The 10,939-nt window shown below is 37.6% G+C and carries 11 protein-coding genes; 8 read left to right on the top strand and 3 right to left on the bottom strand.

Translation table 11 applies throughout. The features are described from left to right. Positions 1 to 108: CsbD family protein (locus AC1DND_RS11265; RefSeq protein ID WP_477581660.1), on the bottom strand; the 108-nt coding region annotated here is incomplete at its 3' end. Positions 109 to 308: 200 nt separating this feature from the next. On the opposite strand from AC1DND_RS11265, the gene AC1DND_RS11260 reads away from it, so the two are divergent. Further along, a complete protein-coding gene (locus AC1DND_RS11260) occupies positions 309 to 3,398 on the top strand; it encodes a SusC/RagA family TonB-linked outer membrane protein (protein WP_477581654.1) in 3,090 nt (1,029 codons plus the stop codon). A gap of 16 nt (positions 3,399 to 3,414) precedes the next feature. Further along, positions 3,415 to 4,794, top strand: coding sequence for a RagB/SusD family nutrient uptake outer membrane protein (locus AC1DND_RS11255; protein WP_477581652.1), 1,380 nt, complete (start codon positions 3,415 to 3,417; stop codon positions 4,792 to 4,794). A gap of 63 nt (positions 4,795 to 4,857) precedes the next feature. On the opposite strand, the gene acs is transcribed toward AC1DND_RS11255, so the two are convergent. After that, positions 4,858 to 6,765 (bottom strand): acetate--CoA ligase, encoded by a 1,908-nt coding sequence (gene acs / locus AC1DND_RS11250; RefSeq protein WP_477581658.1) that lies wholly within the window; start codon positions 6,763 to 6,765, stop codon positions 4,858 to 4,860. A 288-nt stretch (positions 6,766 to 7,053) separates the two neighbouring features. On the opposite strand from acs, the gene rpmB reads away from it, so the two are divergent. The 6 genes from rpmB (at position 7,054) to rimO (ending at position 10,618) form a co-directional block, all read left to right on the top strand. Continuing rightward, positions 7,054 to 7,287, top strand: a complete 234-nt coding sequence (gene rpmB, locus AC1DND_RS11245) for a 50S ribosomal protein L28 (RefSeq protein WP_025145121.1) — start codon at positions 7,054 to 7,056, stop codon at positions 7,285 to 7,287. Between the two features lie 44 nt (positions 7,288 to 7,331). After that, positions 7,332 to 7,514: a 50S ribosomal protein L33 gene (gene rpmG, locus AC1DND_RS11240; protein ID WP_010599807.1), complete on the top strand. Its 183-nt coding sequence runs from the start codon at positions 7,332 to 7,334 to the stop codon at positions 7,512 to 7,514. A gap of 98 nt (positions 7,515 to 7,612) precedes the next feature. Further along, positions 7,613 to 7,768 (top strand): DUF4295 domain-containing protein, encoded by a 156-nt coding sequence (locus AC1DND_RS11235; protein WP_010599808.1) that lies wholly within the window; start codon positions 7,613 to 7,615, stop codon positions 7,766 to 7,768. 84 nt (positions 7,769 to 7,852) lie between these two features. Next, entirely contained in the window at positions 7,853 to 8,815 is a 963-nt protein-coding gene (ftsY, locus tag AC1DND_RS11230; protein ID WP_057932079.1) for a signal recognition particle-docking protein FtsY, read from the top strand. Between the two features lie 111 nt (positions 8,816 to 8,926). Then, on the top strand, positions 8,927 to 9,202 hold the full coding sequence (locus tag AC1DND_RS11225) for a GxxExxY protein (RefSeq protein WP_477581656.1): 276 nt from the start codon (positions 8,927 to 8,929) through the stop codon (positions 9,200 to 9,202). 84 nt (positions 9,203 to 9,286) lie between these two features. Continuing rightward, positions 9,287 to 10,618 (top strand): 30S ribosomal protein S12 methylthiotransferase RimO, encoded by a 1,332-nt coding sequence (gene rimO, locus AC1DND_RS11220; RefSeq protein WP_477581648.1) that lies wholly within the window; start codon positions 9,287 to 9,289, stop codon positions 10,616 to 10,618. Positions 10,619 to 10,690: 72 nt separating this feature from the next. On the opposite strand, the gene AC1DND_RS11215 is transcribed toward rimO, so the two are convergent. Beyond that, positions 10,691 to 10,939: hypothetical protein (locus tag AC1DND_RS11215; protein WP_477581646.1), on the bottom strand; the 249-nt coding region annotated here is incomplete at its 5' end.

Genomic DNA, 10,939 nt, shown 5'->3' with positions numbered 1-10,939 from the left:
GTCTTGCCCCTCTTCGTGTTTTAAATCATCGTCAGTTAAATCGGCATAAGCTTGTTTAACCTTTCCTTTTATTTCATTCCACTTCCCTTTTAATTCTAACTTATCCATGCTCGTGTTTTTTTGTGGTAAATAATATACTTTTTTAAATCTATCAACATTTTTCACCACTTTTTGTTTTGATTTGAGCTCAAAAAACCAAACAACGATCCAATTTCGCTTAACTACAGCAGGTTTTATAAAAATTTTTAATTATATTAAAATTCGTTTCTACGAACTATTAAACATTACTAACTAAAACTACCAATTTGATGAAAAAACTACTCTTAAGTATGCTTTTGTATCTCGGTGCAATTTCATTTGCTTTCGCACAAAGCAAAGTGATTACCGGGAAAGTTACGTCTACCTCCGGACCAATTCCGGGCGTTAGCGTATTTGTAAAAGGCTCACCAGCTAATGGCACACAGAGTGATGCCTCGGGCGCCTTTAAATTAACCGTTTCGGATGATGCCAAAACACTTGTTTTTAGCTTTATTGGTTACAAAACCAAAGAAGTGCCTATTACAGGGCAAAGCATCAATGTAAACCTTGATGAGGAAAACAATACACTATCAGATGTGGTGGTGGTGGGTTATGGAACGCAGAATAAACGCGATGTGACAGGATCTGTAGCCTCTGTTAAATCTAAAGACCTGGAAAACTTACCTGTAACAAGTTTTGAACAGGCCTTACAAGGAAAAGCAGCAGGTGTTCAGATTGCCGCTCAAAATGGAAAATTAGGGCAGGGAATAACGGTAAGGGTAAGGGGCGCTGCATCAGTAACTGCAGGTAGCGAGCCGCTGTACATTGTTGATGGAATACCAATTACCTCGGGAGATTTTTCGAGTACTACTGCGCCTACGAGTGCTCTGGCAGATATAAACACCAATGATATCGAATCTATAGAAGTATTAAAGGATGCATCGGCATCGGCAATTTATGGTGCAAGAGCTTCAAATGGCGTGGTATTGATCACAACCAAACAAGGTAAGGCAGGCAAAACACTTATCCAGTTTAATGCACTGGGTGGTGTAAGCTCACCTTCTAACCATAGGGATTTTTTAAACGCAGAACAGTACGTTCAAATAGAGCGAAGAGCTGGGCAGGGCCAGGCGAATCAGGATTTTCTCAATGGAGATTATGCAACCCTGCAAGAAGCATTAGATGATTATAGCGCAAGTGTAGAGGCACGTTTAAACCGGTATTCTGCTGGTAACAACGATTATCAAACTTATAAAGTAAATTCTAACTGGGAAGCTGCTTCTTTTCAGGATAAACCTGTTACGCAACAATACGACCTTAATTTAACAGGGGGAAATGAAAAAACGAAATTTTATATCGGTGGCCAGGCCTTAGATCAACAAGGAATTGTGATAGGCAACAGTTATAAACGCTACAGCGGCCGGTTAAACCTGACCAATAAAGTAACTGATTTTTTAGAAGTGGGTATTAACCTTAATTTTTCAAATAGTATTAATAACAGGCTATCAAATGATAATGCCTTTTCAAGTCCGCTACAATCTGTAGCACTCTCTCCTATTACGCCTTTTATAGATCCAAGGTCGGGTTTAATAAGTGGAACTTTACCTGGAGCCGCTTCAAATTATCCAGTATATTACAATCCATTCATTAGTGTCGATAATGCTTTTTATAAAGCAACAGTGTACCGAACAATTGGCAAAGCTTTTGCGAATATCAACATTGCTAAGGGATTAAAATTCAGCACTGATTTTTCTATTGATAACTTAAATCAAAACGAAGAAAGTTATTATGGTTCATTAACTTTTAGAAATACTGGTACTTCAAATGGCTACGGGCAAAATATTTCAACTTTTGTAATTAATGCCAACACCAATAATTTCTTCAGTTATAATACAACTATCGGCAAAAGTGCTTTTGATGTTATTTTGGGTACAAGTTATCAAAAATCAACCACCAAGTACAGCACCATTGAAGGACAGGATTTCCCAAGTGATTCTTACATTAAATTAGGTTCTGCTGCAACAAAAGTGATTGCAACCAGTAATGAGGGTGCTTTTAGCTTTCTGTCTTATTTCTTTAGGGCCAATTATAAATACAACGACCGTTATTTAGTAGGTTTTAGTGTAAGGGCTGATGGTTCATCACGTTTTGGAACCAATAATAGATATGGGTATTTCCCGGCAGGTTCAGTGGCTTGGATTGCATCTGAAGAAGATTTCTTAAAACAAAGTGAAACCATCAGTTTGTTAAAATTTAGGGCAAGTTATGGTTTAACGGGTAATGCCGAAATTGGTAATTATTCTGCCCGTGGTTTATTCGCCGGAACAGGGGCATATGGTGGTTTGCCTGGGCAGATTCCTTCGCGAATAGCCAATCCGGACTTAACATGGGAAAAAACGAAACAACTCGATATCGGCTTTGATTTTGGTATTTTAAAGAATAGAATTACAGGAATTTTTGATTTTTATCAAAAAAATACCACCGATTTATTATTAGATGTGCCTATCCCGCAAACAACAGGTTTCTCTACTAAAACCCAAAATTTAGGTTCATTAAAAAATACCGGGTTTGAATTGGGCATCAATACAGAAAATTTTGTAGGCGCGTTTAAATGGTCAACAGCAATAACAGGAGCAATTAACAACAATAAGATTACAAATTTAGGAGGGCAGATTTTAAATAGCAATGAAATAAATGCGGCTATTTCAGGGCAACCGATCGGCGTATTTTACATCCCGGAATATGCTGGGGTAAATCCGGCTAATGGTGATGCGATTTATTACAAAAACACAGTTGATGCAAATGGCAATGTAGACAGGAGTACAACAAATAACATTAACGATGCACAACGGATTTTTGCAGGCAACCCTAATCCTAAATATACATTTGGCTTAAACAACACTTTTTCATACAAGAATTTCGATTTAGGTATATTTTTTCAAGGTGTAAAGAGCAATAAAATTTTCAATGCTGGCGGCCAGTATATGAGCGCCAACGCATCAAACGGCTATGATAACCAAACTGTAGATCAAATGAGCTATTGGGATAAACCGGGTGATGTTACATCTGTTCCGGAGCCCCGTCTGTTTGCAGGTAATGGTATCGGAAACTCAACAAGATATTTATCTGATGGTTCTTATGTCCGCTTAAAAACATTAACGCTTGGCTATACTTTTCCAGTTTCGGTGTTAACCAAAATTAAGTTAAGCAAATTAAGGTTATATGCTACGGCGCAAAACCTGCTTACCATAACCGGTTACAAAGGATGGGACCCGGAGGTTAATGCAGATTATCAATCGACAAACATTAATCAGGGCGTAGATTTTTACTCAGCACCACAACCACGGGTAATTTCATTGGGTATTAACATTGGCCTATAATTAAAAAAGAATCAAAATGAAAAAGACATATATAAATAATATCATATTTGCTTGCGTGTTTTTGATGGCTTTATCATCATGCAAAAAGGCACTGGATGTAAATCCTGTTGATACCATTGAGCAAAAAAATGCTTTGCTTACCTCTAAAGATGTTGAAGGAGCGCTAATTGGAGCCTATTCAGATCTTGGCAGCCGTAATTTTTTCGGTGGCCGTTCGTTTTTGATAACTGATTTCTTAGCGAATACTGATGCCATTGAATGGTTCGGCACGTATGAAGAACTAACCCAGGCGATAAACAAGTCGTTACTAAAAACAAATACTTTTGTTGATAACGTTTGGGCATCAGGCTATACCGCAATTAATGATGCCAATAATGTTATTGCAGCTATAGATAAAGTAGATGCTGCTAAAAAGAGTAGAGTTGAAGGTGAAGCCAAATTTATTAGGGGTGCAGCCTATTTTGAGTTGGTTAGGTTATTTGGAAAAGCCTATAACGATGGTTCGGCAAGTACAAACCTGGGTGTACCGATCGTATTAAGCCCTACCAGCATTGTAAATGAATCAAGTTATGTAAGCAGGGCTACAGTAGCGGCGGTTTATAATCAGGCCATAGCTGATTTAACCGATGCTGAGGCTAAATTGCCTGCAACCAACAGTTTCTTTGCCACTAAATCTTCGGCTGCAGCAATGTTAGCCAGGTTGTATTTACAAATGGGCAATTATAGTGCTGCCGCTTCTGCTGCAAACCGGGTAATTACTTCAGGAAATTATCAGTTAACAGGGACCTACCTGGATGCTTTTCCTAAAATGCCAGAAAGTGGAAAACCTGCAAAACCCGGAGAAAATTCGACGGAAGATGTTTTCGCTATGCAGGTAACAACTTTAACCGGATTTAACGGTTTTAATGAATTTTATGGTTCATCTACATTTGGTGGCCGTGGAGATGCGGTAATTTCGCAAGATTGGATTGACGCAACTTATAGTGCAGGCGACGATAGGGCTAATGCTTTTTACGATGATGACGATATTTTTACGGCGAAATTTGGAAATCAGTTCGGAAATGTTCCCGTAATCAGGCTGGCAGAAATGTATTTAATCAGGGCAGAATCTAATGCACGCTTAGCTCCGGCTGCTCCTATTGGAGGCGTTACACCACTACAAGATTTAACCACCGTTAGAAGCAGGGCTGGCTTAACAACACTAACCGCTACCCTGGCAAATATTCTAAATGAAAGGAAACTTGAATTTGCTTTTGAAGGCTTTTCATTACACGATGCTAAAAGAACGCAAACCAATATTGGAAACATACCCTGGAACTCTACCAGATTGGTTTTCCCAATTCCACAACGTGAAATTGATGCAAACAAAAACTTGGTTCAAAACCCAGGTTATTAAAATTACATATCAACAAAAATGCCCCAAAAAATTTGGGGCATTTTTTTTATCTTTCATTTAAATTTAAAGTTTTTTTGCTGCTGCTATAATTTCTTCTACCACGCCTGGATCAAGCAGCGTAGAAGTATCGCCTAAATTAGTGGTATCTCCTTCGGCAATTTTACGCAGAATTCTACGCATAATTTTGCCCGAGCGTGTTTTGGGTAAACCAGAAACAAACAATATTTTATCAGGCTTGGCAATCGCCCCAATTACACGGGTAACCGTTTGTAAAATATCTTTTTTAGATAATTCTGCTTCGCCATGCATTTCAGGGTAAATTACAAAAGCGTAAATGCCCTGGCCTTTTACATCATGCGGATAACCCACAACCGCACTTTCTACCACACCAGCGTGCATATTAATGGCATTTTCTACTTCAGCGGTACCAATTCTATGTCCAGAAACATTTAATACATCATCAACACGGCCTGTGATTCGATAATAACCATCTTCATCACGTAAACAGCCGTCGCCTGTAAAATATAAATTCTCGTAAGTAGAGAAATAAGTCTGTTTGCAACGTTCGTGATCGCCGTATGTGGTACGCAACATGCCCGGCCAGGGGAATTTGATACAAAGATTTCCCATTACACCATTTCCTTCAATTTCATTACCATTTTCATCAACTAAAATTGGCTGAATTCCTGGTAAAGGCAATGTAGCAAAACTTGGTTTGGTTGGTGTTACCGTAGCAATAGGCGAAATCATAATGCCTCCCGTTTCCGTTTGCCACCAGGTATCAACAATAGGCGCTTTACCGTGCCCGATTTTCTCATCGAACCAATGCCAAGCTTCTTCGTTGATCGGCTCTCCTACCGACCCTAAAACGCGGATTGAGCTTAAATCTTTGCCATTTAATGGGTCTTCACCAAAACTCATTAATGAGCGGATAGCCGTTGGAGCAGTATACAAAGTATTTACTTTATGTTTTTCTACAATATCCCAAAAACGAGATGGGCTTGGATAAGTAGGAATACCTTCGAAAAGAACCGAAGTAGCACCTTGCGAAAGCGGTCCGTAAACAATATAAGAGTGACCGGTAATCCAGCCAATATCGGCTGTACAAAAATAAACCTCACCAGGCTGATAGTTAAATACATTCGAAAAAGTATAACCGGCATAAACCATATAACCACCACAGGTATGTACCACACCTTTGGGTTTTCCGGTAGAGCCAGATGTGTAGAGAATAAACAGCATATCTTCTGCATCCATTTCTTCCGCTTCACAAATATCATTTACGTGTTTAACTTCATCTTCCCACCACACATCCCTGCCTTTCAGCATCGAAACAGGTGTACGGATATGGGTTAACACGATACATTTTTCTACGGTTGGGCAACCAATTAAGGCATCGTCAATTACATCTTTTAAAGGAATCTGTTTATTGCCACGATAAGAACCATCGGCCGTAATCACTACTTTACATTGCGAATCGTTAATCCTGTCGGCAATAGATTTAGCAGAAAATCCACCAAAAATAACCGAGTGAACGGCACCAATTCTTGCGCAGGCCAAAACAGCAATAGCCAACTCGGGCACCATAGGCATATAAATACAAATACGGTCGCCCTTTTTTGCTCCATTACGTTTTAAAACGTTGGCAAAACGGCAAACGCGTTCGTGCAACATTTTATAAGTATAAGTAACACTTTCTTCTTCTGGATTATTAGGTTCCCAAACAATAGCTGGTTTATCTCCATTGGCAGCTAAGTGCCGATCTAAACAATTTTCGGTAATATTAAGTTTAGCGCCTTCGAACCACTTGATATTTGGTTCGTTAAAGTTCCATGATAATACTTTGAACCAAGGCTTGCGCCATTGAAAGTTTTGCGCCACTTCGCCCCAAAATTGTTCTGGGTTTTCTACGCTTTTCTTATAATCTTCTTCGTATTGCTTAAAAGATGTAATTTGCATTGCTTGTTCTATATTTTGGATTAGTGGGGGCTAATTTAAATAAATAATAATAAGGAGAAATAGTCTAATCGTATCAAAATGAATATCAAACGTTTGATAAGAAATATTTATTTTAAATAGATGTAATATAGGAAGAATTTAAGGTTTGGCTTTAACAAAAATTGCACAAACCTTTTCCGCCCATAAATATTAATTATAAAAATAATTAGCTACGCTATTGCTGTTTACAATTATTATTCAGATATTTGCACACTCTTAAAAAAATTAAGCGGACGATATTAACAACTATATTTACAAGTCATGTCAAGAGTTTGTGATTTAACAGGAAAAAAAGCAATGGTAGGTAACAACGTTTCTCACTCAAACGTTAAAACCAAACGCAAATTTTACCCAAACCTACAACTTCAGAAATTTTATATTCCTGAAGAAAACCGTTGGATTACGTTGAAAGTTTCTACTTCAGCGATTAAAACCATCAATAAAGTGGGCATTAGCGAAGCAATTAACCGTTTCGTAAAAAAAGGATTTTTGTAAAAAACATTAACTGTTGAGATTAACAGTTTTCAATTTATATTAAAATGGCAAAAAAAGGTAACAGAGTTCAGGTTATTTTAGAATGTACTGAACATAAAGAAAGTGGCATGCCAGGTATGTCTAGATATATTTCTACCAAAAACCGTAAAAACACTACTGAAAGATTAGAATTGAAAAAATTCAATCCAGTATTGAGAAAAGTAACCGTACATAAAGAAATTAAATAGGTTAAGAATAAAAGACCAAAGCTTAAAGACTAAAGCATTTTGCAAGTCTCAAATCTAGTGTCTGATATCTCAAATCTAATAATTAAAATTATAAGAACATGGCAAAGAAAGTAGTTGCAACCCTTAAAACAGGTACAGGTAAAGAATATTCGAAAGTAATTACAATGGTAAAATCACCAAAAACTGGTGCTTACTCATTCAAAGAACTTATCGTACACAACGACCACGTAAAAGATGCTATTGCATCTAAATAAGGTTAATATTTTTTAATATTAAAAATATTAAAGGCCGTTCCGTTTTAACCGGAAGGGCTTTTTTTGTTATATAAAAATTTAGATATGGGTTTATTCGATTTTTTCAAAAAGAAAGAAACTGCACCTGAAGCTCAGGAAGCACTGGATAAAGGTTTAGAGAAAACTAAAGACGGTTTCTTTAATAAAATTACCAAAGCTGTAGCAGGAAAATCTTCTGTTGATGATGAAGTGCTCGATAATCTGGAAGAAGTTTTGGTTACTTCTGATGTTGGTGTAAGTACTACATTAAAAATTATCAAACGTATCGAAGAACGTGTTGCCAAAGATAAATACCTCAATACCTCAGAACTAAATTTTATCCTTCGTGATGAAATCCAGTTACTTTTATCCGAAAACAACAGTAACGATTTCCGCCAGTTCGAATACGGCGATCATAAACCTTATGTAATTATGGTGGTTGGCGTAAATGGTGTTGGTAAAACCACTACCATCGGAAAGCTGGCCCACAAACTTAAAGAATCCGGTCTTAAAGTAGTATTAGGTGCAGCCGATACCTTTAGAGCTGCGGCCGTTGACCAGATTAAACTCTGGGGCGAACGTGTCGGCGTGAGGGTTGTGGCACAGGCTATGGGTTCTGATCCTGCTTCAGTTGCTTTTGATACCCTACAATCGGCTGTTGCTAACGACGAAGATGTAGTGATTATTGATACTGCCGGACGTTTACACAACAAAATCGGTTTGATGAATGAGTTGGGTAAAATTAAACAGGTGATGCAAAAGGTAGTACCAGGTGCACCGCACGAAATTTTATTGGTGTTAGATGCCTCGACCGGACAAAATGCTTTTGAACAGTGCAAACAGTTTACCGAAGCTACTGATGTTAATGCATTGGCCATTACAAAATTAGACGGAACAGCAAAAGGTGGTGTAGTAATCGGAATTTCAGATCAGTTCAGGATTCCTGTTAAATATATTGGAGTAGGAGAAAAAATTGGCGACTTACAGCTTTTTGATAAGAAAGAGTTTGTGAATAGTTTGTTTAAATAGGCGCAAGCGTTTGATTCCACTGAGGATTTAGTCTACAATTCACTTCGTGGTTGATTCCACCGATTTAGGTGATTACACCGATTGGTAGATTTAACAGTTTTATATATCTATGTGAATGCCTTAAAGATTAAACTCCAACAGGCAGGTTTAAATTACGTCGCAGAAAAAGAATTTAATGTTGTATTTGAGCATATAATTATTGGAAAATTTAGATGCGACCTCTTTGTTGAGGATAAAGTAATTGTGGAATTAAAATCAGTAACAGGGTACCAACCTAAGTTGTTTCAAAGTCAACTTATATCATACTTAAAAGCCAGCAAAATTAAAACAGGATTATTGATTAACTTTGGCAACACAAGTTGCGAAGTAAAACGGTTATCTGTTTAGCAAAAAAACAGAGGCAATTATCTCATAATCAATAAAAAAGATTATCGCCTAAATCATTTGATAATCGGTGAAATCACATATAATATGAATACCAAAATAGTAAGAAGTAAAAGCGCAATTAAACAACCTAAAATTAATGTAATTACATTAGGTTGTTCAAAAAACATATACGATTCGGAAGTATTGATGGGGCAGCTGCGTGGCAACAACTTAAATGTTGTGCACGAATCAGACAAGATGGGCAAAGATGATATCGTTGTAATTAACACCTGCGGTTTTATCGATAATGCTAAACAAGAATCAATCGATACCATTCTACAGTTCAGCGAACTAAAAGAAGCCGGTAAAATTGGCAAAGTAGTGGTTACAGGTTGTTTATCTGAACGTTACAAACCCGAACTTGAATCAGAAATCACCAACGTTGATGCTTTTTTCGGCACTAACGATCTACAGAATATTTTACATGAGTTAGGTGCCAATTACAAGCACGAACTTATTGGCGATCGTTTGCTCACCACTCCTTCTCATTTCGCTTATTTTAAAATTGCCGAAGGCTGTAACCGTCCGTGTTCTTTCTGTGCCATCCCATTAATGCGTGGCAAACACTTGAGTAAACCAATGGAAGAATTGGTTAACGAGGCTAAAATACTAGCTAAAAACGGCACAAAAGAATTGATTTTAATTGCTCAGGACCTTACCTATTATGGTTTAGACCTTTATGGTGTACGCAAGTTGGATGAGTTGATGCGTCGTTTATCAGATGTTCCCGGAATCGAATGGATCCGTTTGCAATACGCCTACCCTTCTGGTTTCCCCATGGAAATTTTAGATGCCATGAATGAGCGCGATAACATCTGCAAATACCTGGATATGCCATTACAGCACATTACCGATAATATGTTAAAATCGATGCGCCGTGGTACCACCAAACAAAAAACCATCGATTTAGTCAATCAGATCCGTGATAAAGTACCAAGCATCGCCATGCGTACCACGCTAATCTGTGGTTATCCTGGCGAAACTGAACATGATTTCGAAGAAATGAAGGAATGGGTTGCAGAAACCAAATTCGATCGTTTGGGTTGCTTTACTTATTCGCATGAAGAAAAAACACATGCACATACCTTAGTTGATGATATTTCTGACGAAGTAAAACAACAACGTGTTGATGATATTATGGAAATACAACAAGGTATTTCGTTCGATATTAATCAAGAAAAAGTAGGCAAAACCTTCAAGGTGCTGGTAGATAAAAAAGAAGGCGATTTCTTTGTTGGCAGAACCGAATTCGATTCACCTGAGGTTGATAATGAAGTTTTAATCGATGCAGCTACAGGTTATGCCGCCAACGGAAGCTTTGTTAATGTGAAGATAGACAGGGCTGAAGATTTCGATCTGTATGGTACGATAGTATAGATTAAACCCTCCGTTTTGTTTATAAAAAAGAAGTCAGGTTTTAAAAACTTGACTTCTTTAAATTACATTCTTCTATTTCTTAGGCTCAGGTCTATTTTTAATCTGACTAGGTTTTAACCAGATTTTAGCACCTTTCGAGTTTACATAATATTTTTCATTCTTCGCATTGATGTAAACATTAGATCCATCTGGGGCCATTTTACCTTTCCAGGTTTTATCTGCAACTTTCGAACTGCCTTTTACTGCTACTTCGGCAGTTTTATTACCTACAGATTTAGCACCTTTACCAATTGCTTTACCGGTTTGATCTAATGCTTTACC

Source organism: Pedobacter sp. 01N416 (genome assembly GCF_056399685.1).
Note: the sequence above shows the minus strand (reverse complement) of the source record. Positions and strands in the feature narration are given on the sequence as shown.

Bases quoted from the DNA above. Each gene is read 5' to 3' on its own strand.
- AC1DND_RS11255 (WP_477581652.1), top strand. From the start codon at position 3,415: ATGAAAAAGACATATATAAATAATATCATATTTGCTTGCGTGTTTTTG.
- ftsY (WP_057932079.1), top strand. From the start codon at position 7,853: ATGGGTTTATTCGATTTTTTCAAAAAGAAAGAAACTGCACCTGAAGCT.
- rimO (WP_477581648.1), top strand. From the start codon at position 9,287: ATGAATACCAAAATAGTAAGAAGTAAAAGCGCAATTAAACAACCTAAA.
- AC1DND_RS11235 (WP_010599808.1), top strand. From the start codon at position 7,613: ATGGCAAAGAAAGTAGTTGCAACCCTTAAAACAGGTACAGGTAAAGAA.
- rpmB (WP_025145121.1), top strand. From the start codon at position 7,054: ATGTCAAGAGTTTGTGATTTAACAGGAAAAAAAGCAATGGTAGGTAAC.
- AC1DND_RS11260 (WP_477581654.1), top strand. From the start codon at position 309: ATGAAAAAACTACTCTTAAGTATGCTTTTGTATCTCGGTGCAATTTCA.
- rpmG (WP_010599807.1), top strand. From the start codon at position 7,332: ATGGCAAAAAAAGGTAACAGAGTTCAGGTTATTTTAGAATGTACTGAA.